The organism is Nocardioides sp. P86, from assembly GCF_023712465.1.
GTDB lineage: Bacteria > Actinomycetota > Actinomycetes > Propionibacteriales > Nocardioidaceae > Nocardioides > Nocardioides kribbensis.
In genome coordinates, this window is the sequence record NZ_JAMAYE010000003.1 from 843,946 (window position 1) to 867,384 (window position 23,439).

A 23,439-nucleotide genomic window follows, 5' to 3' on the forward strand; every position below is an offset into this window, starting at 1 on the left:
GCACGCGCCGCGTCAGGCGCTGGCGCCCCCGCCGTACCGGACCGAGCGCGGGGTCGGCACCCGCGCCTCGGGTCCGGGGCCGGGCTGGCAGTGGGGGCACCACCAGGTGCGGCGGTTGGCCGGGTCGTCGGGCAGGTCGGCGACCACGAGGACGGTCGTGCCGCAGCGCAGGCAGGGCTTGCGGGCGCGGCCCGAGACCCAGTGGTCCTCGCCGCGGCGGCTGCTGCCGGTGGTGACCTGGTAGGCCCCGGGCACGAGGGCGGAGTGGCGCAGCGCGCGACGCGCGTTGGTGACCAGCCGGTCGACGTCGAGGTCGCCCACCGGCGTCCAGGGACTGGTGCCGGTGATGAAGGCCAGTTCGTTGGCCCACAGGTTGCCCAGGCCCGCGACCTTGGTCTGGTCGAGCAGTGCGCTCACCAGCGGCACCGCCGGCTCCGCGCGCAGCCGGCGCACGGCCTCGTCGTGGTCGAAGTCGGCGCGCAGCGGGTCGGGGCCGAGGTGGCCGATGAGGCGGTGCTCGTCGCGGGTGGCGACGAGGTCGAGCTGGTGCAGGCGCAGGCCCCAGGCCGTGGTGCCGCGGTCGGTCTCGAGCACCACCCTGACCTCGGGCATCATCCGCCGCGGCAGCTGCTTGCCGGGCCCGGTGGTGGCCCACTCGCCGTCCATCAGCAGGTGGGAGTGGAGCGTGACGCCGTCGTCGGAGCCGTCACGGCCCGGCCCCAGCCGGGTCAGCAGGTGCTTGCCGTGGGTGGCCAGCTCCCGCACCTCGCGCCCGGCGAGGTCGCGGGTCGCCAGCCGCGGCACCCGCAGGTCGCTGCGCGCGATCGTGCGGCCCAGCAGCGTCGGCTCCAGCCGACGTGCGAGCTTGTGGACGCTGTCACCCTCCGGCACAGGTCAGAGTCAACGCGCTGCGCGCGCGTGCGACCACACCCGTCCGGCGGGGACCCGCGACGCCGGGCCCCGGGCCGCTCAGGCGAAGACCCCGTCGGGGAAGGCGCCGTGGTCGAGGGCGCGGCGCACCAGCGGCTGGCCCAGCTCGGCCAGGCGGAGGGCGCCGGTCTCGCCGAGGTGGTCCCAGGGCGCGGCGGCCATCTCGGCGGTGGCGGCCTCGACGCGCGAGCGCAGCGCCGCGCCCTCCTCGGTGAGACCGCCATCGGGGCCCGTCAGCCCGCGGGCCGCCAGCGCCTCGACGGTCTCCTGCCACTGCTCCGGGGTCCAGCCGCGGGTGGCCTGGGCGGCCGGCACGGTGAAGCCGCGGCCGGTCGCGGTGTGGCTGACCAGCGCCTCGACACCGGTCAGGCCCGCGGCGAGCAGAGCGGCCACGTGGCCGTCGCCGCGGTGCTCGCGCAGCAGCGTGAGGGCGTGGAAGAGCACGAGGTGGGGCTCGGAGGGCCAGGCCAGGTCGGCGTGGGCGGCGTGCAGGGGGCGCCCGGCCACCGAGCAGCCGGCGGCCGCGGTGCGGGCCAGCTCGGCGGCCTCGGCCACCTCGGCGGAGGCCAGGACCTCCTCGCCCAGCAGGCGACGGTAGGCCGCGTCGACACCGCGGTAGCGCGCAGCGGTGACGTCCTCGGGGGCGGCCGCCTCCCAGCAGGCCGGCACGAAGTGGGCCACGAGGTCGGGGTTGAAGACGTAGAACGTCGCCGCCACCGGCCCCGCTCCCACACGCCCCATCGGCGCCGAGCGCCCGGCGAAGTAGGCGGCGCGGCCCGGGCGCACGCCGAGCGCGGTGATCTCGTCGGACACCTCCGGGGCGAAGTAGCAGAGGGCGTGCAGGGTCTCGAGGGAGCGGGCGACGCGCCCGGAGGTCTTCGGGTCCATGGGGTCTGTCTACACGGCGGAGGGGCGAGCCGCGGGGCTCCCCGGGGTCCCTGGTGCTCCCCGGGGCTCGCATGGGCTCCCTGGGACTCCCCGGTGGTGCTCGCCGGTGGTCAGCGCCCGGACCGCGCCGGTCCCGGGGCCGCCTAGGCTGACCCGGTGATCCACCGACCGTGCCCCGGCCGTCCCCGCGAGCGCCGCTGATGCCCGCCCGGCTCCGGGTCGCCCCCGCCGCCGACGTGGCCGCCGCCCTCGCCCGGGTCGAGGCCGCGGGGGCCGTCGGGTCGGCGCCCGACCGCGCCGACCTCCGGCTGCTGGTCAAGCACTTCCTCGCCGTGCTCGAGCAGCGCGCGCCGGGCCACTCGGTCGAGGTGCGGGTCCCGCCCTACGCCGCCGTGCAGGTCATCCCGGGGGTGCGCCACACCCGCGGCACCCCGCCCGCCGTCGTGGAGACCGACGCCCTGACGTGGATCGCGCTGGCCTCCGGCTCGCTCACCTGGGGCGAGGCCGACGCCGCGGGCCGGGTGAGCGCCAGCGGGCAGCGCGCCGACCTCGCCCCCCACCTGCCCCTGACCTGATCCTGACCTGCCTGCCGCGCGACCGCAGCCACCCGCGCGCGACCCGGCGCCGGGCGACGGCGATAGGTTGGCCGGCATGAGCCAGCCCGACCTCCTGACCGACTCCGCCGCCATCCGTGCCCGCGTCGACGAGCTCCTGCCGGGCATCCGTCGCGACCTCGAGGACCTCGTGCGCATCGAGTCGGTCAGCGCCGACCCGGCGCGCGCCGGCGAGGTGCGCCGCAGCGCCGAGGCCGTCGCGGAGCTCTTCCGCGCCGAGCGCTTCGACTCCGTCGACGTGGTGAGCGCCGAGGGCGGGGCGCCCGCGGTGATCGCCCACAAGGCGGGCCCCGAGGGTGCGCCCACGGTGCTGCTCTACGCCCACCACGACGTCCAGCCGGAGAACGACCACGCCGACTGGGACTCCCCGCCCTTCGAGCCCACCGAGCGCGACGGCCGGCTCTACGCCCGCGGCGCGGCCGACGACAAGGCCGGCATCGCCGCCCACCTCGGCGCGCTGCGCGTCTTCGGCGACGACCTCCCGGTGAGCGTCACGATGTTCATCGAGGGCGAGGAGGAGGTCGGCTCCGACACCCTCCCCGCACTGCTGGCCGAGCACGCCGAGGCGCTGCGCGCCGACGTCATCGTCATCGCCGACTCCGGCAACTGGGACATCGGCGAGCCCGCGCTCACCACCAGCCTGCGCGGCCTCGTGCGCGCCGACGTGGAGGTGCGCACCCTGACCCACGCCGTGCACTCGGGCATGTGGGGCGGGCTCGTGCCCGACGCGCTCATCGCCCTGAGCCGCGTCATCGCCAGCCTCCACGACGACGCCGGCGACGTCGCGATCGCCGGGCTGGTGTCGTCGCCCGCCGCCGACGTCACCTACCCCGAGGAGCGCCTGCGCGCGGAGTCCGGCGCCGTGCCCGGCATCACCTGGATGGGCACCGGCTCCGCCGTCGAGCGGCTGTGGACCAAGCCGTCGCTGAGCATCACCGGCCTCGACGCGCCCAAGGTCGACGGCGCGAGCAACACCCTGGTGCCCGCGGCCCGCGCCAAGATCAGCCTGCGGGTGGCCCCCGGCGACACCGCCGACAACGCCCTGGCCTGCCTGCGCGCCCACCTCGAGGCCCACACCCCGTGGGGCGCCGAGCTGACCCTCACCGTCGTCGACACCGGCGAGCCCACCCGCATCGACGCGACGGGCCCGGCCTACGACGCCGCCCGCGCAGCCTTCGCCGAGGCCTGGGACGGCACCGAGCCGATCGACATGGGCGTGGGCGGGTCGATCCCCTTCATCGCCGAGTTCCTGGAGGCCTTCCCCGAGGCCAGCGTGCTGGTGACCGGCGTGGAGGACCCCGACACCCGCGCCCACGGCGCCAACGAGGGCCTCCACCTCGCGGAGTTCGAGCGCGTCGTGCTGGCCGAGGCGCTGCTGCTGGCGCGTCTCGCCCGGCGGTGACCCAGCGATGAGCCGGGCCTGACGCAGGGCCCGGCGCAGGGTCCGGCGCAGGGCCGGGACGGGGCCGCCCTGGCCTGACGCGGGGGCACGTGCCGACGGCCCGCCCCCTGGGGAGGGCCGGGCTACGGTGGGCGGATGGACGCGGAGACCCTCGCCTTCCTCGGCGACCACCGCGCGCAGCGACTGGCCCCCCTGACCGACCGGCTCGTCGCGACGATCGAGGCCAGCAACCCGGGCTACCAGCTGCGGCGGGTCGTGCCGAGCGAGGACCTGCGCCGCTCCTGCCACGACAACATCGACCGCGTGCTCGAGCTGCTCGGCCAGGAGCCGACCGGCAGCCCCGCCCACGACCCGGCGTACGACGCGGCGCGTGAGACCGGCCGCCGACGCGCCGAGCAGGGGCTGCCCCTCGACGACGTGCTGCGCTCCTTCCGCATGGGGGGTCGGCTGATCTGGGACGACCTGGTCGACCACGCCGAGTCGGCGCTCACCTCGGTGGAGCTGCGCGAGGTCGGCGGCCGGCTGTGGGAGGTCGTCGACGAGACCTCCGCCCAGGTCGCGGCGGCCTACCACGCCCACGAGCGCGCGGTCGTGCGCGCCGACGAGCAGCAGCGCGCGGAGCTGTGGGAGGGCCTGCTGAGCGGGCGGGCCCAGGAGGCGTCCTTCGCCTTCGAGGCGGCGCGCATCCTCGACCTGCCGGTCTCCGGCGACGTGCTGGTCGTGATCGGCGGCCGCGTCGACCCGCTCCAGGCCGGGTCGGTCGTGGCGCCCCACGCCTCGGCCTGGGTGCGCCGCACGGGCGGCGTCGTCGGGCTGGTCGCGCTGCGTGAGGACTCGCCGCGCGAGGCCCTGGAGCGCCTCGCCCGGGTCGCGGCCGCGGCGGGCGGGCTCGGCGTCTCCGCCGTGGTCCACGGCCTCGCCGGGGTCGACGCCGGCTTCCGGCAGGCCTCGCTGGCGCTGCGCACCCTGGGCCGCGACGGCGGGCTCGCCACCTTCGACAGCCGGCTGCCCGAGGCGCTGCTGATGAGCGCCCCCGACGTCGCGGCCCGTCTGGTGTCGGTGTGGCTGGGCCCGCTCCTCGCGCTGCCCCGGGCCGAGCTCGTGCCGCTGGTGGACACCCTCGAGGCCTGGGTGGCGACCGGCGGCTCGGCCACCTCCACCGCGGAGCGCGTGCACTGCCACCGCAACACCGTGCTCAACCGGCTGCGCCGCGTCGCCGAGCTCACCGGGCGCGACGTGCTCGCCGGCGCACCCCCGGTCGAGCTGGACCTCGCGCTACGCGCGCTGCGCACGGGCGGCTGACCCGGCGCGGTCCCCGTCCGCCGCGCGGTGTGCAGGGTGCACAGTGGCAGTGGTCACATCGTGGGCGCCGTGGGCATGGTGACTGACAGCACTCCCTGTCAGTCTTGTCACCCTCGGGACGCTTCATGGGGGAGCGCCCGGCACCCACCTGGAGGCCACGCATGACCGAGCTCCACGACCACCAGTCGGCCGCTCCGCCGGCTGCCCTGGGCCGCCGCAGCTTCATCGGCTACGTCCTCGCCGGCACGACCCTCGTCGTCGGCGCCGACCTCGCCACGGGCAGCAACCGCGCCTCGGCCGCGATCCCGTCGGGCCCGCAGCTGCCCGAGCTCTACGACCTCGAGGACCTGCAGACCGACTCGGCGCTGCCGACCTCGCAGCTGATCACCGTCACCATCAACGAGGACGGCACCGCGTCGTTCGAGCTGCCCCGCACCGAGGTCGGTCAGGGCATCCTCACCTCGACCACGATGATCCTCGCCGAGGAGCTCGACCTGCCGATGAGCAAGGTCAAGGTGACGCTGGCGAAGGCCCGGCCCGAGCTGGTGTTCAACCAGTTCACCGGTGGCTCCAACACCACCTTCTCGACCTACACGCCCGTGCGCGTCGCCGGCGCGCTGGCCCGGCAGAAGCTGCTCGAGGCCGCGGCCATCCTGTTCGGCACCACCGCCGACCGCCTCACGACCACCGGCGGGGTGATCAGCGACCTGGCCGGCAACAACGTCACCTACGGCGACATCGCCGGCGACGCCGCGAGCCAGGTCGTGGAGGCCGTCGAGGTCGTGCTGCGGCCCCCGTCCGACTTCCGGGTCATCGGCACCCCGAAGAACCGCCTGGACGCCCGCGCCGCGGTGACGGGCAAGAAGGACTTCACCACCGACCTCGACGTGCCCGGCGCGCTGCCGACCATGGTGTGCCGCGCCCCGGAGCACCAGGGCACCCCCAAGGAGAACGGCCTCAAGAACCTCGCCGCGATCAAGAAGATGCCCGGGGTGACCCACGTCGCGCAGATCAGCAGCGGCATCGCCGTGCGGGCCAAGACCTTCGGTCAGTGCATCGACGCCATCCGAGAGATGCAGGTCGACTGGAACCCCGGCACCGCGAGCGGGGAGTCCGACGAGACCGTGCTGGCCGGCATCAAGCGCGCCGAGCTGCCCCTCGTGGTGCCCGACGTGCCGGTGCTGGCGGAGTCGGTCGAGACCGAGTTCGAGTTCATGTTCCGCAGCAGCGCGGCCCTCGAGCCCTACGCCGCCATCGCCGACGTGCGCGAGGACGGCGCCGAGATCTGGGCCGGTCTCAAGGTCCCGATCCTGGCCCAGGAGAACATCGCGATCATGCTCGGCCTGCCGGTCGACGCGGTCAAGGTCAACGTCATCACCGGCGGCGGCTCCTTCGGCCACAAGCTCTTCGGCGACCACTCCCTCGAGGCGGCCGAGATCAGCAAGGCCATGGGCGTGCCCGTCAAGCTGATGTGGCACCGCGCCGACGAGCCGCGCCAGGGTCGCCTGCACCCGATGGCCACCTCGCGGGTGCGCGCCACGGTGCTCAAGGGTGGACTGACCGGTGAGGACCAGGTGCTGAGCTTCGAGCAGCGCCACACCAGCGTCGTGACCGACTTCAGCCACGGGCTCGGCGAGATCCTGACCGCCACCGCCGACGAGCTGCCCACCGAGGTCGGGCGCTACCTCGGCGGCCTGACCTTCTCGCAGTCGATCTTCACCCTGACCCAGGAGCTGCCCTACGACTTCGGGGTCGTGACGCAGCTGCTCAACGAGACCGACCAGCGCTTCCGGACCGGCTCCATGCGCAACATCTACTCTCCCGACGTCGCCGTGGCCGCCGAGCTGACCATCGACCAGCTGGCGAAGAAGCTGGGGATGGACCCGCTGGCCTTCCGCATGAAGTTCCTCAAGAACGACCGGGTCAAGGCCGTGCTCGAGAAGGTGAGGAAGGAAGGCAACTGGGGTCGCTCGCTGCCCGCCGGCGTGGCCCAGGGCGTGGCCATCCACAAGGAGTACAAGGGCGCCACGGCCATCCTGGTCGAGATCGACACCCGCCCCTCCACGGTCAACCGCGACCTCGGCCCCGAGACCGTGACCGGCCCGCGCGTGACCAAGGTCGTCGTGGCCGTCGACTGCGGTCTGGTGATCAACCCCCGCGGCGTCGAGGCCCAGATGCAGGGCGGGGTGATGGACGGCATCGCGCTGACCCTCACCAGCTCCTGCCACCTCAAGAACGGGCGCTTCCTGGAGGCCAGCTGGGACAACTACTTCTACACGCGCCAGTGGAACGTGCCGCCCGAGGTCGAGGTGCACATCGTCGAGACCGACTCCGACACCCCGGGAGGGGTCGGTGAGGCCGCGGTGGGCTCGACGGCGGCCGCGGTGGCCTGCGCCTACGCGCGCGCCACCGGCACGCTGCCCAAGCGGTTCCCGATCAACCACGACGACCCGATCGCCTTCAAGCCGAAGTCGTTCGTGCCGCCCGTGCCCCCCTCGCCCACCAACGGGCTCAAGCTCACCTACTGACCAGGAGCCCGACATGGCGAAGCAGACCTTCATCCTCAACGGCAAGCCGGTCACGGTGAACGTGAACGACGACGTGCGCGTGCTCTGGGTGCTGCGCGACCTGCTCGGGGTCACCGGCCCCAAGTACGGCTGCGGCATCAACGTGTGCAAGGCGTGCACGTCGCACATCAACGGGCGGGCCTTCAACCCCTGCTCGGTGCGGGTGGGCGACCTCAAGCCCAAGGACCGCGTCACGACGATCGAGGGGCTGGCCGACGGCCGCAAGCTCCACCCGATGCAGCAGGCCTGGATCGACCGCGACGTCGCGCAGTGCGGCTACTGCCAGCCCGGCCAGATCATGGCCGCGGTGGCACTGGTGCGCAAGGTGCGCCGCGAGGGTCGCAGCATCACCGAGCGCGACCTCGACACGATCCGCAACATCTGCCGGTGCGGCACCTACACCCGCATCCGCGAGGCGATCCTGCAGGGCGCCCGCGACATGTGAGCAGCAGTCGGGGCCGCCTCAGGGCGTGGCCGCGGGCAGGCACAGCGAGAACGTGCTCCCGCGGCCCAGCTCGGAGGCGACCTCGACGTGGCCGCCGTGCCCGGCGGCGATGCGGGCCACGATGGCCAGCCCCAGCCCCGTGCCCGGGCGGCTGAGCGCCTCGGGGTTGGTGGAGCGGAAGAACTCCTCGAAGAGCCGGCCGCGGTCCTCGGCCGAGATGCCGATGCCCTGGTCGACGACGTCGACCACGACCTCCGCCGCCCCCGCCGTACGCCGCGAGCGCACGACCACCTGCACCTCGCTGCCCGGGGGGCTGTACTTGACCGCGTTGCCCAGCAGGTTGGTGACCGCCCGCTCGAGCTCGTCGGCGTCGCCCTCGACCACCAACCGCGCGGGTGCGCCGTCGGCCAGGGGCGGGGCGAGGGCGACCTCGCGGCGCTGGGCCTCCACCCGCACCAGGTCGTGGGCCTCGGCGACCACGCCGAGCAGGTCCACGCGCTCGGCCTCGACGAGGCGCTCGGGGTCGCCGACGCGCGAGAGCAGCAAGAGGTCGTCGACCACGCGGGCCAGCTTGGTCGTGCCGCGACCGATCGCGGCGAGCGAGGCGGTGGCCCGGGCAGGCAGCTCGTCGAGCACCGTGAGCAGCTCGAGGTGGCCGACCACGGAGGTGAGGGGGTTCTTCAGCTCGTGGGAGACGGTGGCGATGAGGCGGGTCTTGTAGACGTCGAGGGCCTGGAGCTCCTTGACCAGCCGGTGCTCGCGCTCGAAGCCGCGGGCGTTGAGCACGACCCGGCCCAGGTCGTGACCGATGTCGAGCACGGCCTCGACCTGCACGTCGGTCCACTCCGGGCAGGTGGCGGCGCGGGTGAGCACGAGGTTGCCCAGGCACTCCGGGCCGGCGCCGATGGGCACGAACATGATGGAGCCGACCCCGATCGAGTCGAGGAAGGCCACGACGGCGGCGTGGTCGCCGGCCGGCAGCTCGGCATGACGCTCCCGGCCTGTGTCGATGACCTCGACCCGCTGGCGCGACCAGCACTCGCGGGCGGCGGCCTCGGCGACGCGCACCAGGCGCGCGGGCAGCACCACCTCGCTGCCGTCGACGGCGAGCAGCACGCTGGCACCGCGGTCGTCGGCGTCGAAGACCTGGATCCACATGCCGGCGGCGCCGAAGCCCTCCACCAGCGCCGAGCCGGTCTCCTCGAGGATCTGGGCGAGCCCGTGGTGGCTGCTGGCGTTGCGGACGATCTCGCGAGCGGTGCCGGCGAGGCGCACCTGCTCGGCCAGCTCCTCGCGCTGGAGCGTGAGCAGCGCCGCGTGGGCGGCCTGACGGGCGTACTCCTCCAGCACCCGGCGCGCCGCGGGCCCGGGGCGGCGGCCGTCGCGGGGGAGGTCCATCGAGAGCAGCCCGATGAGCCGGCCGTCGGGGGCGAGCAGCGGCGCGCACAGCAGGTCGAGGGGGTGCCAGGCGTCGGGGCCCTCGAGCGGCACGAGCTCGGGCACCCAGCCGTCGACGGTCAGGTCGGGGTCGAGGTGGTCGAGGCGCTCCTGGGGCACGAAGCGCAGCGCCCCCCACGCGTCGGCGATCTCCATCTCCGCCTCGAGGGAGGCGACCGTGGTGCGGGTGCCGAGGAGGGCGCCGGCGGCGTCCTCGTCGCCGGCCACCGCGACCACCTCGAGCTGGTCGACGTCACGCACCAGCGACAGGGCGGCCACGCCGAAGCCGGCGATGCGGGTGACGCCCTCGGCGACGACCTGGAGACCGTCGCCGGCCGGGCTGGGCGTGGGGCGGGGTGCGTCGGCGGGGCGGGTCGCGAGCGTGCGGGCAGCGTGCGTCGGCTCGTCGAGCGCTGCGCGCCACGTCGTCACCCTGCACCCCTTCCGAGCGCCCGCCGGCGGTGGGGCGCTCCTCCCGAGAGTAGGGGTGAGGGGGCTGCGCTGACCCGGGATCGGCCCAGGCCAGGCCCGGTTCCTGTCCGTTCGGTCCGGGGCCGGGTGGGCCGATCGGCCTAGTCCGGGCGGCACTCGACCCGGGGAGGGGGCACGGCGAGAGCCGCGGCGGGTGTCGTGCGCCGCCGGCCGCCGCGGGCTGGGCGATGGTCGGCGGCCGCGCCGGGAGGGCCCTAGACTGGGGGCCGTGCCCTTCATCAGCAGCGCGCGCAGGGGTGGGGACGGCCGGCTCACGACGGCCCTCGACCCGCAGGACCAAGGACCGCAGGACGCGTGTGGCGTCTTCGGCGTCTGGGCCCCGGGGGAGGACGTGGCCAAGCTGACCTACTTCGGTCTCTACGCCCTCCAGCACCGCGGGCAGGAGTCGGCCGGCATCGCGGTCTCCAACGGGCGTCAGATCCTGGTCTACAAGGACATGGGCCTGGTCTCCCAGGTCTTCGACGAGACCACCCTCGACTCGCTCAAGGGCCACCTCGCGATCGGCCACTCCCGCTACTCCACCACCGGGGCCAGCACGTGGCAGAACGCGCAGCCCACCTTCCGGCCCACCGTCGACGGGTCCATCGCCCTGGGCCACAACGGCAACCTCATCAACTCCCACGAGCTGCGCGAGATGGTCGAGGCGCTGCCCGGCCCCGACGACGAGCTCGACCTGCACCAGCGCCCGGTGGAGCACTCCACCAACGACACCGGCCTGGTGACGGCGCTGCTGGCCCACCACCCCGACTCCACCCTGGAGCAGCGCGCCCTCGAGGTGCTCCCGCTGCTGCGCGGCGCCTTCTGCTTCGTGTGGATGAACGAGAACACCCTCTACGCCGCCCGTGACCCCCAGGGCATCCGCCCGCTGGTGCTGGGCCGCCTCGACCGCGGCTGGGTCGTGGCCTCCGAGGACGCCGCGCTGGCCACGATCGGCGCCTCCGTCGTGCGCGAGGTCGAGCCGGGCGAGATGATCGTCATCGACGAGAACGGCCTGCGCTCGCACCGCTTCGCCGAGCCCGACCGCAAGGGCTGCGTCTTCGAGTACGTCTACCTCGCCCGCCCCGACGCCACCATCTCCGGGCGCAGCGTGCACGAGTCGCGCGTGGAGATGGGCCGCCAGCTGGCGCGCGAGTACCCCGTCGAGGCCGACCTGGTCATCCCGGTGCCCGAGTCGGGCACCCCGGCCGCTGCCGGCTACGCCGAGGAGAGCGGCATCCCCTTCGGTCAGGGCTTCGTCAAGAACGCCTACGTCGGGCGCACCTTCATCCAGCCCAGCCAGACGCTGCGCCAGCTCGGCATCCGGCTCAAGCTCAACGCGCTGGAGCACATGATCCGCGGCAAGCGGATCGTCGTGGTCGACGACTCGATCGTGCGCGGCAACACCCAGCGCGCCCAGGTCAGGATGCTGCGCGAGGCCGGCGCCCGCGAGGTGCACGTGCGGATCTCCTCACCGCCGGTGAAGTGGCCCTGCTTCTACGGCATCGACTTCGCCACCCGCGCCGAGCTGATCGCCAACGGCCTCAGCCCCGAGGAGATCGCCGCCAGCGTCGGCGCCGACACCCTGGGCTACATCTCCCTCGACGGGATGATCCAGTCCACCAAGCAGCCCGCCGAGCGGCTCTGCCAGGCCTGCTTCACCGGGGAGTACCCCGTGCCGCTGCCCGACGAGAACCTGCTGGGCAAGCACCTGCTGGAGACCACCCTCTCCTCGCCGACCCTGGGCAAGGCGCTGCCCGTGCTCAACAACCCCTGACACCACCCCGGAAGGTCACCCGTGAGCGAGTCCAACGCGTACGCCGAGGCGGGCGTCAACATCGAGGCGGCCGACAAGGCCATCGAGCTGATGAAGGTGTGGGTCGACAAGGCCCGGCGCCCGGAGATGATCGGCGGGCTGGGCGGCTTCGCCGGCCTCTTCGACGCCTCCGCCCTCACCCGCTACGAGCGGCCCCTGCTGGCCACCTCCACCGACGGTGTCGGCACCAAGGTGGCGATCGCCCAGGCGATGGACGTCCACGACACCATCGGCTTCGACCTGGTCGGCATGGTCGTCGACGACCTCGTGGTCTGCGGCGCTGAGCCGCTCTTCATGACCGACTACATCGCCACCGGCCGGGTCGTGCCCGAGCGCATCGCCGCGATCGTCAAGGGCATCGCCGAGGCCTGCCTGGAGGCCGGCTGCGCCCTCATCGGCGGCGAGACCGCGGAGCACCCCGGCCTGCTGGCCCCCGACGAGTACGACGTGGCCGGTGCGACCACCGGCGTGGTCGAGGCCGACCGCCTCCTCGGCCCGGGCCGCGTGCGCCCCGGCGACGTGGTGCTGGCCATGGAGGCCAGCGGCCTGCACTCCAACGGCTACTCCCTGGTGCGCCACGTGCTCCTCGGCGCCCCCGCCGACGGCGGCGCCGGCTGGGCGCTGGACCGCGACGTGCCCGAGCTCGGCCGCACCCTGGGCGAGGAGCTGCTCACCCCCACCCGGATCTACGCCAAGGCCTGCCTCGACCTCGCCGACAGCGTCGAGGTGCACGCGATGTCGCACGTCACCGGCGGTGGCCTGGCGGCCAACCTCGAGCGGGTCATGCCCGAGGAGCTCGTGGCCGTGCTCGACCGTGCGACCTGGACCCCGCAGCCGATCTTCGACCTCGTGCGGCGCGTCGGCGACGTCTCGCAGCCCGACCTCGAGGCCACCCTCAACTGCGGCGTCGGCATGGTGGCGATGCTGCCGGCCGCCGAGGTCGACCGGGCCGTGGGCGTGCTCGCCGGCCATGGCGTGCGGGCCTGGGTCGCGGGCCACGTGAGCAGCAGCGACACCGACGGCGGACGCGTCCTGCTGACGGGCCAGCACCCGGGCTGGTGAGGCCTCCGGGCGGGGTCGGACCGGCCCGGACCGGCACGGTCCGGCTCGCCCGGGCACGGTGATTTCGACGACACGATCCACCGTCGGCGGCCCGGCGGCGGGGCGGACCGACGAGATCGGTGGTCCGAAACACCGGACTGGTGTGCGGGAACGACCGGGCAGCAGGTAGCGTTGGCGCCACGAGTATTCGAGAGACAGCCCGGGAGCCATGGGCCCCGGCCGAGCGTGCGAGGGGGCTGACCCTATGGGGCGCGGCCGAGCTAAGGCCAAGCAGACGAAGGTCGCCCGCGACCTGAAGTACCGCACTCACGAGACGGACTTCGGGGCGCTGGCCAACGAGCTGCATGGCGAGAACCACCAGGACAGCACCGACGAGCTCGAGCCCGAAGAGCTCGAGAAGTGGTCGGACTACGCCGACCCGCGTCGTGACTGACTCCGTCTGACGCACGCACCAGACGACCGCCGGGCCCTGCCCGGCGGCCGTCTGCGTGTGCCCGGTGTCGCTCTCGGCCTCAGCCGACCCAGATGCCACGCAGGCGACCCACGTCGCGCATGCGGGCCTCGGCGAGCCGGTCGGCGGCGACGGCGGGGGAGACCCCGTCGGTGTCGGCGAGGCTGAGCACCCGGCGGGTGGTGTCGCCGATCAGGTGGGCCCGCGCGCGGGCCCGCTCGAAGGAGAAGCCACGCGGGTCGAGCTCGTCGGCGACCTGCACGAGGCCGCCGGCGTTGACGCAGTAGTCGGGCGCGTAGACGATCCCTCGGTCGAGCATCGCCTTGTCGACCCCGGGGTGCGCGAGCTGGTTGTTGGCGGCGCCGCACACCACGCTCGCGCGCAGCACGGCGAGCACGTCGTCGTCGATCGCGCCACCGAGCGCGCAGGGTGCGTAGACGTCGAGCGGCAGCGCGACGAGCTCGGCGGTCGAGGCGGCGGCGCGGACCCCGGGGTGCGCGGCTCGCACCGCGTCGACGGCCGGGCCGTGCACGTCGGTGACCACCACGTCGGCGCCGTCCGCCACGAGCAGCTCGACGAGGTGGCGTCCGACCTTGCCGACGCCGGCGACGCCGACGGTGCGTCCGGCCAGGGTGGCCGACCCCCACACGTGCTCGGCACAGGCGAGCATGCCCCGGAAGACGCCGTAGGCGGTCAGGACCGAGCTGTCGCCGGCCCCGCCGTGGGCCTGGGTGCGGCCGGTGACGAAGTCGCACTCGCGGGCCACGTGGTCCATGTCCTCGGAGAAGGTGCCGACGTCGCAGGCGGTGTTGTAGCGACCGCCGAGGGTCTGCACGAAGCGGCCGTAGGCCCGCAGCAGGGCCTCGGACTTCAGGGTGGCGGGGTCGCCGATGATGACGGCCTTGCCGCCGCCCAGGTCGAGCCCGGCCAGCGCCGCCTTGTAGGACATCCCGCGGGAGAGGGCGAGCACGTCGCGGACGGCGTCGGCGGTCGAGGCGTAGGGGTAGAACCGGGTGCCGCCGAGGGCGGGGCCCAGGGCGGTGGAGTGGATCGCGACGACGGCGCGCAGGCCGGTGGCGGGGTCGGAGGCGAAGACGACCTGCTCGTGCTCGGCGCCGGCCTCGAAGACGTCGAGGGGCACCGACGCCGGCTGCGCCGGGCCGGGCTGCGCCGTCGCGGTGGGACTGCCGGTCGTGGTGGGGCTGGTCGCCGTGGTGGGACTGCTCGTCATGGTGGGACTGGTCGGCATGGTGGGGCCGCTCTCTGCTCGGGCCACGAGGTGGTGTGGCGCTGACGGACGACCCGCAGGGGTGGCGCGGGTCACGTCCCAGGCTAGCGGCCCCCGCGGCTCAGGTCCCGGCGACCGACCGGGCCACCACGACCCGCCCGTGGGTGCCGTAGCCCGGCAGCGGCCCGGCGTACGGCGTGCCGTCGAAGGCGACCATCAGCCAGCCCTCCTCACCGAGGTCGACGAGCGTGGGCCAGGGGATGTTGGTGGGGTAGGGCGCGTCGAGCACGCCGACCTCGGCGAGGTCGAGGTCGAGCACGGCGTGCTGCTGGCGCTGGCCCCGGCGCCCGTCGCGCCCGTCGCTGACCAGCACCCGCCACGCGCCGTCGACGCGCAGCAGCGTGGTGCCCTCGGTGGCCCGGCGCCGCGCGGAGACCGCGCGCAGGGTGAGGGCGTCGAGGGCGGGCCCGGTGGCGAGGGCGGGGTGGAAGTCGAAGAAGCGCCGGGCCGAGACGAAGCCGACCAGCCAGTCGTCGCCGTCGCGCACGAGGTGGGGGTCCCACACCCCGACCGAGCGGACCCCGGCCGCGCGCAGGCCGTCGACCGGGAGGGGCAGCGGCTCGGTGTCGAGCAGGTGGCGGCCCGCGAGCAGGTCGACGTCGCCGCCCGGGCGGGCCAGGGTGACGGCGACGCTCGCGTCGTCGCGGCGCCGGTCGAAGTCGCCCCACGTGCTCGTCGCGACCAGCCAGTGCTCGCCGTCGCGCACGAGGTGGGTGGCGTGGTCGCCGAAGGCCCCGGGCCGGTCGGGGCGTCGGAAGAACAGGTCGGAGCGGTGGGTGAGCGACAGGGTGACGGGGTCGAGGGACCACACCGAGGTGTGGGCGGTGTCGAAGAAGCCGGGCCCGGCGCTGGTGGCGGTGAGCAGCAGGTCGCCCCCGGGCCGGTACGCCGAGCCGTCGGCGCGCGTGACCAGCCGCAGGTCGCGCAGGCCGAGCTGGCCGAAGCCGCCGGCGCGCACCCGCGCGACGGGGCCGGAGCGGGTGGTGACGAGAGCCGCGAGCCACCGCTCGTCGCGGGTGTCGACCCGGCCCGCCCCGCCGCGGTCGGCGGCGCGCTCGGCGCCGAGGTCGACGCGGGCGCGGGTGGTCCAGGCCCGCCCGTCGTGGGTGTGGACGGCGAGGTGGACCCCGGTGAGGGTCAGGCCGAGCCGCACGGGGCGCTGCTCGGGCCGGCCGTGCCGCCGGCTGAGGTGACGTGACGTGGTGGAGCCGACGCGCAGCTCGAGGGAGACCTCCCCGGTCGCGGGGTCCCACAGCGCTCCCAGCTCGTCGTCGCCGGAGGCGAGGGCGAGGCGCACCGGGGCGTCCCGGCCGGGCGCCGTCCCCGACGCGAGCAGCTCGACCTCCGCGGCGGCGTAGGGCCCCGGGTGGGGGGTGGGGTGGGCCGAGGCGGGGCCCGGTGCGGCGTCGTCGACCAGCACCGACCCGGGGCAGACGAGGTCGACCGGTCGCAGCCGGGCCGCCACCTCGAAGCGGGGCAGGCCCGTCGCGCCACCCACGGGGTCAGGCGAGCACGAGCACGAGCCCGACGACGCCGGGCAGGGTGCCGAGCAGCAGCCACGGGCTGAGCGGGGAGCGACGGTGGATGGCCAGCCCGGCGGCCACCGCGACCACGCCGAACGCGGCGCCGATGACGTTGAGGCCGACCCGGGCGGAGACCTCGGAGTCGTCGAGGAAGAAGGCCGAGATCACCAGCCCCACCGACAGGTGCATGATCGTGGTGACGGCCAGCACCGACATGACCCACTGCTGCACGTTGGTCAGCGACCGGCTCGACGGCGGTGCCGGCGGGTTGGCCGGGTCGATGAGGTGGCGGGCGCGGCGCGGGGCCGGCGGGGTCGGTGTGCTCATGGCTCCTCCAGCCTACGGGCCCCGCTCCCGGCCCGGGTCGCAGCCCTCAGCCCTGGTCGGCGGCAGCGGCGCGGGGCCCGTCGAGCTCGGCGGCGCGGCTGGTCTGCGGCACGACGACGTGCAGGGCGTTGCGCTGGACCTCGAAGGTCGCGGGCGTGGTCGCGGCGATCTCGCCGTCGAGGTTGACCGGGAGCGGCTCGTCGGTGACCACGCGGACCCGACGGGTGGTGAGGTGGTGGACCTTCTCGTGCTCCACGAACGACCCGTCCTTGAGGAAGCGGGCGATCGAGACGTGGTCGCGCAGCCGGCCGCGCTCGATGGCGTAGACGTCGAGCAGGTGGTCGTCGACCGAGGCGTTGGGCGCCACGGCGTTGCCGCCGCCGTAGTGGCGGCCGTTGCCGACCGCGACCTGCATGAGGTCGTGCAGCGCGAGGGTGTCGTGGTCGCCGTCGGGGAACTCCAGCCGGGCGGTGAAGGGCTCGTGGCCGCGGTAGGCCCCGAGCGTCGCCACGGGGTAGGCCAGCGGGCCGAGGCGCTTCTTCAGGCCGGGGCGCAGGCGCTGGGTGACCCCGACCGAGAGCCCGAGGGAGGCGACGTTGAGGAAGCCGCGCCCGTCGCAGCGGCCGAGGTCGACGTCGACGACCTTGCCCGTCGCGAGGTGCTCCACGGCCTGCTCCAGCGCCGACGGGATCTCGAGCGTGCGGGCGAAGTCGTTGGCTGTGCCGAGCGGCAGCACGCCGAGCACGACGTCGGACCCGGCCACGCGGTCCGCGGCGCACGAGACGCTGCCGTCGCCGCCGCCCACCACGATCAGGTCGGGACCCTCGGCGAGGGCCCGCTCGAGGGTGGCGGCGAGCTCGGCGCCGGAGGTGACGCTCAGCACCCGCGCGTCGGCGAGGTCGTGGCGCGCCAGCAGGGCGGGCAGCCGGTCGCGCGCCGCGGCGCCGCTGCGGGAGCCGGCGTTGAGCACGACCGTCGTACGGCGACGCGGGGCCGGGGGACCGGGGGTGGGCTCGGGTGCCATGGCACGAGAGTAGGTCGCCTCGATGAGGACCCGATGAGACGCCGCTGTGCCCGCGCTGTGCCGCCCCTCCGCGCCGCCCGCCGGTCCGCTCCGGGCCGGCGGGCCGAGCTCAGACCTCGGTGAGGGGGTTGCGCTGGCGACCGTCGGTGACGGTCTCCTCGTGCTGCTGGCGGGCCTTCTCGATCTTGGCCATGAGACCGGGCTCGTCGCGCACCATGCGGCGGTACTTCGGGCCGAGGGCCTTGATCTGCTCGCCCTCCTGGATCAGCTTGCCGAAGATGCGCTCGCGCTCGGAGGTGTCGGCGGTGTAGTCGAGGTCGAGGTAGGCGTCGACGTGGCGCTGGGCGTTGCCGATCGCGGTCTTGGCCCGGCCCTTCTTGCTGACCAGGGAGGCGACCACGGTGACGACGAGGATGCCGAGGATCACGCTGAGGGAGACCCCGGTGCTGATCTCGGTGACGTCGACGTGCTCGCCGCCGTTGATGAAGCCGAGGTTGTTCTCGTGCAGCGCGTGGAGGATGAGCTTGACGCCGATGAAGGCCAGGATCGCCGCGAGGCCGTAGGACAGGTAGATCAGGCGCTCGAGCAGGCCCTCGATGAGGAAGAACAGCTGGCGCAGCCCCAGCAGGGAGAACGCCGTGGCGGTGAAGACGATGAAGGTGTTCTGGGTGAGGCCGAAGATCGCCGGGATGGAGTCGAGGGCGAAGAGGATGTCGGTGCCGCCGATGGCCACCATGACCAGCAGCATCGGGGTGAGCATCTTCTTGCCGTCGACGACGGTGGTCAGCTTGTCACCGTCGAACTCCTCGGAGGTCCGGATGAAGCGGCGCGCCAGCTTCACCACGAAGTTCTGCTCGTCCTCGTCGTGGCCGCCCTGGGCCTCGCCCTTGAGCATGTTGCCGGCGGTGAGGATGAGGATGAGGCCGAAGAAGTAGAAGACCCAGGCGAACTGGTTGATCAGGGCCGCGCCCAGGAAGATGAAGCCGGTGCGGGCGATCAGGGCGAAGACGATGCCGAAGAGCAGCACCTTCTGCTGGTCCTCGCGCGGCACCCGGAAGCTGGTCATGATGATGAGGAAGACGAACAGGTTGTCGACGCTGAGCGCCTTCTCGGTGATGTAGCCCGCGAAGTACTCCCCGCCCATCGTCCCGCCGCCGAACCACAGCACCCCGAAGCCGAACAGCACGGCGATGCCGACGTAGAGCGCCGACCAGACCGAGGCCTCCTTGAGCGTCGGCACGTGGGCCTTGCGCACGTGGAACACGAAGTCGAAGAGCAGCATGCCGACGATGCCGACCACGGTGAGGGTCCAGACCCAGGTGGGGACTTCCATCGTCAACGCTCCATCTGCTCGGTGGGTCGGCGGTGTGCCGGCGCGGTCAGCCTAGGGTCGGCGGGCGCGGCTGCGCTCCCCCGGTTGGGCGTGTGGAGAGGGCCGAAGAGACCCGCCGGGCCCGGCGGGGCACTAGCCTGGCTCGATGCCCCACATCCTCGTCGTCGCCGGTGGCCAGGACCGCGCCGACGCCGTGGCGGCCCGCCTCGAGTCCGCCGACCGGCGGACCGCGACGGCGGACCGCGGCTCGGCGCTGGAGGCGGTGGCCACGACGGGTCCGCGGTGCGTGGTGGTGGTCGCCGACGGCACCGACGGCGCGTGGGTCACACCCCTGCTCGCCGAGCTGCGGGCGTGGTCCTCGCTGCCCGTGCTGGTGCTGGCCGACCTCGACCGCGACTCCGACCTCGACCGTGGTCTCGACGGTGACCCCGACGGTGACCCCGACGGTGAGGACGACGGCGCGGCGCCCGGCGAGCTCCTCGCGGCGCGGCTGCTCGACGCGGGCGCCGACGACGTCCGCGACCTCGGGTGCGGCGACGCGCTGCTCGCGGCGGCGCTGCGGGCCCTGGAGCGGCGGTGCGGGGGCGAGCCCGACCCCGACGCGGCACTGACCGGACCGCTGCTGCGCTTCGGTCCGCTGGTCGTGGACCTGCACGAGCGCAGCGTGCGCCGCGACGGTCGCGAGGTGCGGCTGACCCCGACCGAGTGGCGGCTGCTCGAGCCGCTGGCCACCCGCCCGGGGGTCCTGCTCACCCATCGCGGGCTGCTGCGCTCGGCCTGGGACGAGAGCCACGGCGACGAGACGCGCGACGCCCTGCGCGCCCACATCCGGTCGCTGCGGGCCAAGCTCGGCGACGACGCGACCGCGCCGACCTTCATCCGCACCGAGAGCGGCACGGGCTACCGCTGGATCGCCGTGCCGAGCGCCACCGCCGACACCCGGGCCTTCGAGCAGGCCGGGCCCGGTCGGCTGGGGGCACGCGAGCTCGTCCACGAGCTCAGCACGCTGCTGAGCTCGGTGCGGGTGACGGTCTACCTGCTGCGCGGCGCGGTGGTCGCCCCGGCCGGCGCCGCCCAGGCGCCCGGTGACCTGCTCGACCGTCTCGAGCAGCTGCTGGCCCGTGTCGCGACCCATGCGGTGGAGCTGGAGGGGCGCTGCGTCCGCGACCCCGGGGTGCTCGCGCCCGCCGTGCCGGTCGGGGAGGCAGGGGGGTCGTCGTGGCGGTGATCGTGGTGGCCGAGGACGACCCCGACCTCAGGGAGCTGGTCACGCTCATCCTCGGCCAGGCCGGGCACGAGGTGGTCGGCGTCGGCCAGGGCGACGCCGCCCTCGCGGCCTGCCGCGAGCGGCGCCCTGCGGTCGCCGTGCTCGACATCGCGATGCCCGGCGACCTCGACGGCCTGGCCGTGACCCGGGCGCTGCGCGCCGACCCGGCCACCGCCGACCTGCCGGTGCTGCTGCTGACGGCCCGGGCGCGCGCCGACGACGTCAGGGCCGGCATCGACAGCGGCGCCGACGACTACATCGCCAAGCCCTTCGACGTGGGCTACTTCGTGGAGAGGGTCGGCCGGCTCGTCGCCGACGGTCGACCGGTCTGAGGCGTCGCACCGTGCTCGCTCGGCGAGCAGGCGAGCGGCAGGACGAGGCGCACGGTCGTGCCCGCGCGCGGCGCGGAGTCGAGGTCGACGCGTCCGCCGTGGGCCTCCACGATGGAGCGGACGATGCTCAGGCCCAGCCCGGTGCCCTCGATGGCGGCGTCGGAGGCGCTGGCCGAGCGGTAGAACCGGTCCCACACCCGAGGCAGGTCGGCCTGGTCGATCCCGATGCCATTGTCGCTGACCTCGATGACGGCCTCTGACCCGACGGTGGTCACGGTGAGCGTGACGTGACCGCCGTCGGGGGTGAACTTCACGGCGTTGCCGACGAGGTTCATCACGGCGCGCTCCAGCTGGTCGAAGTCGCCGACGACCTCGGCGGGCGGGGTGTCCAGGTCGTGCACCAGCTCGATCGACCGGGCCCGGACGAGCTCGGAGCAGGCCTCCATCGCCGAGAGCACGACGCGGTGCACGTCGAGGCGCTCGCGGGCCATGGAGATGGCGCCCGACTCGATGCGGGAGAGGTCGAGGAGGTTCTCGATCAGGCGCAGCAGGCGGCGACCGTTGCGGTCGACGCGCCCCAGCAGGGCGTGCTGCTCCTCGGAGAGGGGCCCGGCCGCCTCGGAGTCGAGGACCTGGGTGAATCCGAGCACGCTGGTCATCGGCGTGCGCAGCTCGTGGCTGATAGAGGCCACGAAGTCGGTCTTGATGCGGTCGAGCTCCGAGAGCCGGCTCACCGCCTGCCGCTCGTGCTCGAGGGCGATCTCGAGCGCCTGCTCGCTGCGACGGCGCTCGGTGACGTCCTGGGCCACGCCGACCAGGCCGGTCACCGCGCCGCAGGCGTCGCGCAGGAGGTTGACGGTGAGGCTGACGGTGAGGCGACCGCCGTCCTTGCGGATGAGCGTCCAGTCCAGCTCGGGCGGGTCGGGCTGCTGGGCGAGCGCGGTGAAGACCTCGAACCTGGGAGCGACGCCGAGGCGACGGGCGTGACCGGCCACCTCCTCGGGGTCGTGGAGCGCCAGCTTGGTCATGCGCCCGACGACCTCCTCCGCGCTCCACCCCAGGCTCTCCTGGGCGCCCCGGTTGAAGAAGGTGATGAGCCCGGCGGCGTCGGTGCCGACGATGATCGCGCCCGAGGTGGCGTCGAGCACGGTCTGCAGCTGGTGGGCGGTGTGGCGCTGGTCGGTCACGTCGAGCCCGGTCATCACCACGAGCGGGGCGCCGGTGTCGTGCCGGAGAAGCGCCAGCGTGGTCAGCACCTCGCGTCGGGCCGACCGCCCGCGCCACAGCAGCTCGTGCACCGCGCCGGTCTCCCCGGCCAGGCACGCCGCGAGCGCGGCCTCGAAGGCGGCCGCGCTGTCGGGGCACACCAGCGACGCGGTCGCCGGCGCCCCGACGAGGCTCGTCGCGCGCGCCCCCGTGCTGGACTCGGTGGCGGCGTTGACCTGGAGCACACCTCCGCCGGCGTCGAGCACGACGACGAGGGAGCCGACGCTGTCGAGCACGGCGCGGCTGAAGTCGCGCTCGTGGGTGAGCTCGGCCTGGGAGCTGCGGGCCGCGGTGAGGTCGACCAGCTGAGCGACCACGAGCCGGCCCTCGGCGGCGTCGGGCACCACCGAGAGCCCGACTCGCACGCACCGCGGCGGAGAGGTCTCCAGCCACAGCTCGCTCTCCCACGTCGGGGAGCGACCGGCCTCCAGCGACCCCACCGCCGAGCGCAGGAGTGTGCGGTGGGAGGCGGCCAGGCCCCGGGTCCAGGGCCGCTCCACCAGCTCGGCCTCGGGGGCGCCGAGGAGGTCGGCGGCCGCGCCGTTGAGCTCGACGACCACGAGCTCCCCGCCGGTGTGGCGCAGCAGCACCATGCCGATGAGCGACTCCCGGATCCCGCGGCGGTAGCGCTCGCGCTCGCCCACGACGACCCGGAGCGCGGCGGCGCGCTGGCTGGAGGCGATGGCGAGCGGGAGGGTGACCAGGACGAGGATGACCAGGTAGCTCTGCTGGAGCGCCGCGAGCGACGTGGCCGGGCCGTCGAGGTCTCCGAAGGGGCCGCGGCCCAGGTCGCTCAGCACGGTCACCGCCACGCCGGCCGCGAGCATCTGACCGCAGGCGATGTGCCCGGGGAACCGTGCTGCCGCCCAGGCGAGCAGGGGCAACGGCAGGTAGGCGAGGGGATAGGGGTGGGCCGGGGCGAACACCGCAACGAAGACCACGGCGGCGGCCGAGCCCTGGACCACTCTCTCCACCGTCCGGGCCAGCCCGGCCCCACGCTCGGCCGGGCGGGTGGCGAGGAGCAGCCCGAGAGGGACGACGATGAGGACGGAGGCCCCGTGGGTGGCCATCACGGCCCGGGCGACCACCAGGAACGAGCCGGTGTCGAAGAGCTCCACCGCGAGTCCGGCCAGCGCGCCCGCCACGGCCGCGCCCCCGGCCGCGGCGAGGAAGAGACGCCCGAGGTCCTCGAAGCCCGCCAGGACGGGTCGACGGCGGTGGGCCCCGAGCAGGATCGCGACGGCCAGGGACTCGGCGGTGTTGGTGACGCCGAACATCAACGCCAGCCCCGGTGGCCGGTCGCCGACCAGGTTGGCGGCGAAGGCGAGGGCCACGAGGGCCGCGGCCAGCAGCGGCCACCGGCGCACCGGGGAGAGGGCCACCACGAGGGCCGAGACCCCGGCGGCGGGCCACCACGCCGCCACCGGCGCGCCCTCGGGGCGCAGGGTCACCGAGGCGACGCTGAGGGCGAAGGTCGCGGCCAGGGCCAGCAGGGTCAGCAGGGTGCCCGGGCTGCCGCCGCGCGCCGACGGCCCGCGGCGTCCGAGAGCAGCGGACGCGGTCACCCGACCATCGTCGGCCCCGCCGACTTCGACGTGAGGCTCCTACACAGAACCTTCACGTCGAGACGCCTGCGGCGTCGCTCACCCGGGGCCGGCGAGCGCCGTCCGGTTTCGGGCGCCCGCCATGATCGAGCG

General features: G+C 74.5%; 19 protein-coding genes. 10 read left to right on the forward strand and 9 right to left on the reverse strand.

Annotation, left to right across the window (positions count from 1 at the left end; all coding sequences use genetic code 11):
• Nucleotides 1–12 precede the first annotated feature (12 nt).
• Together M3673_RS19750 and M3673_RS17375 are read right to left on the reverse strand one after the other, a co-directional pair.
• Complete coding sequence (locus M3673_RS19750; RefSeq protein WP_193665554.1) at nucleotides 13–891, reverse strand: DNA-formamidopyrimidine glycosylase family protein; 879 nt, start codon at nucleotides 889–891, stop codon at nucleotides 13–15.
• Nucleotides 892–969: 78 nt separating this feature from the next.
• Nucleotides 970–1,818, reverse strand: coding sequence for a hypothetical protein (locus M3673_RS17375; RefSeq protein ID WP_056903340.1), 849 nt, complete (start codon nucleotides 1,816–1,818; stop codon nucleotides 970–972).
• Between the two features lie 200 nt (nucleotides 1,819–2,018).
• Between M3673_RS17375 and M3673_RS17380 the strand changes: the two genes are divergently transcribed.
• From M3673_RS17380 to M3673_RS17400, 5 genes are all read left to right on the forward strand, one after another.
• On the forward strand, nucleotides 2,019–2,393 hold the full coding sequence (locus M3673_RS17380) for a sterol carrier family protein (RefSeq protein WP_251535202.1): 375 nt from the start codon (nucleotides 2,019–2,021) through the stop codon (nucleotides 2,391–2,393).
• A 76-nt stretch (nucleotides 2,394–2,469) separates the two neighbouring features.
• Nucleotides 2,470–3,834, forward strand: coding sequence for a dipeptidase (locus tag M3673_RS17385; protein ID WP_193665548.1), 1,365 nt, complete (start codon nucleotides 2,470–2,472; stop codon nucleotides 3,832–3,834).
• A gap of 135 nt (nucleotides 3,835–3,969) precedes the next feature.
• Nucleotides 3,970–5,136: a CdaR family transcriptional regulator gene (locus M3673_RS17390; RefSeq protein WP_193665536.1), complete on the forward strand. Its 1,167-nt coding sequence runs from the start codon at nucleotides 3,970–3,972 to the stop codon at nucleotides 5,134–5,136.
• Between the two features lie 161 nt (nucleotides 5,137–5,297).
• Nucleotides 5,298–7,664 (forward strand): molybdopterin cofactor-binding domain-containing protein, encoded by a 2,367-nt coding sequence (locus M3673_RS17395; RefSeq protein ID WP_251535205.1) that lies wholly within the window; start codon nucleotides 5,298–5,300, stop codon nucleotides 7,662–7,664.
• A 13-nt stretch (nucleotides 7,665–7,677) separates the two neighbouring features.
• Nucleotides 7,678–8,148: a (2Fe-2S)-binding protein gene (locus M3673_RS17400; RefSeq protein ID WP_193665532.1), complete on the forward strand. Its 471-nt coding sequence runs from the start codon at nucleotides 7,678–7,680 to the stop codon at nucleotides 8,146–8,148.
• A gap of 18 nt (nucleotides 8,149–8,166) precedes the next feature.
• On the opposite strand, the gene M3673_RS19755 is transcribed toward M3673_RS17400, so the two are convergent.
• Entirely contained in the window at nucleotides 8,167–10,017 is a 1,851-nt protein-coding gene (locus M3673_RS19755; protein WP_251535206.1) for an ATP-binding protein, read from the reverse strand.
• 268 nt (nucleotides 10,018–10,285) lie between these two features.
• Between M3673_RS19755 and purF the strand changes: the two genes are divergently transcribed.
• The 3 genes from purF (at nucleotide 10,286) to M3673_RS17420 (ending at nucleotide 13,364) form a co-directional block, all read left to right on the forward strand.
• Nucleotides 10,286–11,830 carry an amidophosphoribosyltransferase gene (gene purF / locus M3673_RS17410; RefSeq protein WP_056863352.1) on the forward strand — a complete coding sequence of 515 codons (1,545 nt, stop codon included), beginning with the start codon at nucleotides 10,286–10,288 and terminating at the stop codon, nucleotides 11,828–11,830.
• A 21-nt stretch (nucleotides 11,831–11,851) separates the two neighbouring features.
• A complete protein-coding gene (gene purM, locus M3673_RS17415; protein WP_056863353.1) occupies nucleotides 11,852–12,931 on the forward strand; it encodes a phosphoribosylformylglycinamidine cyclo-ligase in 1,080 nt (359 codons plus the stop codon).
• Between the two features lie 244 nt (nucleotides 12,932–13,175).
• Nucleotides 13,176–13,364: a DUF3073 domain-containing protein gene (locus tag M3673_RS17420; protein ID WP_056863354.1), complete on the forward strand. Its 189-nt coding sequence runs from the start codon at nucleotides 13,176–13,178 to the stop codon at nucleotides 13,362–13,364.
• Between the two features lie 79 nt (nucleotides 13,365–13,443).
• Here the strand turns inward: M3673_RS17420 and M3673_RS17425 are convergent, their stop codons facing one another.
• From M3673_RS17425 to M3673_RS17445, 5 genes are all read right to left on the reverse strand, one after another.
• Entirely contained in the window at nucleotides 13,444–14,613 is a 1,170-nt protein-coding gene (locus M3673_RS17425; protein WP_251535208.1) for a Glu/Leu/Phe/Val dehydrogenase, read from the reverse strand.
• Between the two features lie 118 nt (nucleotides 14,614–14,731).
• Nucleotides 14,732–16,168, reverse strand: coding sequence for a hypothetical protein (locus tag M3673_RS17430; RefSeq protein WP_251535209.1), 1,437 nt, complete (start codon nucleotides 16,166–16,168; stop codon nucleotides 14,732–14,734).
• Between the two features lie 4 nt (nucleotides 16,169–16,172).
• Nucleotides 16,173–16,520, reverse strand: coding sequence for a hypothetical protein (locus M3673_RS17435; RefSeq protein WP_056863355.1), 348 nt, complete (start codon nucleotides 16,518–16,520; stop codon nucleotides 16,173–16,175).
• A gap of 46 nt (nucleotides 16,521–16,566) precedes the next feature.
• Nucleotides 16,567–17,544 (reverse strand): lipid kinase, encoded by a 978-nt coding sequence (locus M3673_RS17440; protein ID WP_251535211.1) that lies wholly within the window; start codon nucleotides 17,542–17,544, stop codon nucleotides 16,567–16,569.
• A gap of 109 nt (nucleotides 17,545–17,653) precedes the next feature.
• Nucleotides 17,654–18,877, reverse strand: a complete 1,224-nt coding sequence (locus tag M3673_RS17445) for a TerC family protein (protein ID WP_193665522.1) — start codon at nucleotides 18,875–18,877, stop codon at nucleotides 17,654–17,656.
• Between the two features lie 145 nt (nucleotides 18,878–19,022).
• On the opposite strand from M3673_RS17445, the gene M3673_RS17450 reads away from it, so the two are divergent.
• Complete coding sequence (locus tag M3673_RS17450; RefSeq protein WP_251535214.1) at nucleotides 19,023–20,105, forward strand: winged helix family transcriptional regulator; 1,083 nt, start codon at nucleotides 19,023–19,025, stop codon at nucleotides 20,103–20,105.
• Nucleotides 20,096–20,476, forward strand: a complete 381-nt coding sequence (locus tag M3673_RS17455; protein ID WP_251535216.1) for a response regulator transcription factor — start codon at nucleotides 20,096–20,098, stop codon at nucleotides 20,474–20,476. The genes M3673_RS17450 and M3673_RS17455 overlap by 10 nt, the downstream gene beginning before the upstream one ends.
• Here M3673_RS17455 and M3673_RS17460 read toward each other — a convergent pair.
• Entirely contained in the window at nucleotides 20,425–23,307 is a 2,883-nt protein-coding gene (locus tag M3673_RS17460; protein ID WP_251535217.1) for an ATP-binding protein, read from the reverse strand. The genes M3673_RS17455 and M3673_RS17460 overlap by 52 nt on opposite strands.
• Nucleotides 23,308–23,439: the final 132 nt, after the last annotated feature.

Excerpts from the sequence above, each read along its gene's own strand:
- M3673_RS17375 (WP_056903340.1), bottom strand. The coding sequence starts at position 1,818 with ATGGACCCGAAGACCTCCGGGCGCGTCGCCCGCTCCCTCGAGACCCTG.
- M3673_RS17380 (WP_251535202.1), top strand. The coding sequence starts at position 2,019 with ATGCCCGCCCGGCTCCGGGTCGCCCCCGCCGCCGACGTGGCCGCCGCC.
- M3673_RS17385 (WP_193665548.1), top strand. The coding sequence starts at position 2,470 with ATGAGCCAGCCCGACCTCCTGACCGACTCCGCCGCCATCCGTGCCCGC.
- M3673_RS17390 (WP_193665536.1), top strand. The coding sequence starts at position 3,970 with ATGGACGCGGAGACCCTCGCCTTCCTCGGCGACCACCGCGCGCAGCGA.
- M3673_RS17395 (WP_251535205.1), top strand. The coding sequence starts at position 5,298 with ATGACCGAGCTCCACGACCACCAGTCGGCCGCTCCGCCGGCTGCCCTG.
- M3673_RS17400 (WP_193665532.1), top strand. The coding sequence starts at position 7,678 with ATGGCGAAGCAGACCTTCATCCTCAACGGCAAGCCGGTCACGGTGAAC.
- M3673_RS17420 (WP_056863354.1), top strand. The coding sequence starts at position 13,176 with ATGGGGCGCGGCCGAGCTAAGGCCAAGCAGACGAAGGTCGCCCGCGAC.
- M3673_RS17425 (WP_251535208.1), bottom strand. The coding sequence starts at position 14,613 with ATGACGAGCAGTCCCACCACGGCGACCAGCCCCACCACGACCGGCAGT.
- M3673_RS17435 (WP_056863355.1), bottom strand. The coding sequence starts at position 16,520 with ATGAGCACACCGACCCCGCCGGCCCCGCGCCGCGCCCGCCACCTCATC.
- M3673_RS17440 (WP_251535211.1), bottom strand. The coding sequence starts at position 17,544 with ATGGCACCCGAGCCCACCCCCGGTCCCCCGGCCCCGCGTCGCCGTACG.
- M3673_RS17445 (WP_193665522.1), bottom strand. The coding sequence starts at position 18,877 with ATGGAAGTCCCCACCTGGGTCTGGACCCTCACCGTGGTCGGCATCGTC.
- M3673_RS17450 (WP_251535214.1), top strand. The coding sequence starts at position 19,023 with ATGCCCCACATCCTCGTCGTCGCCGGTGGCCAGGACCGCGCCGACGCC.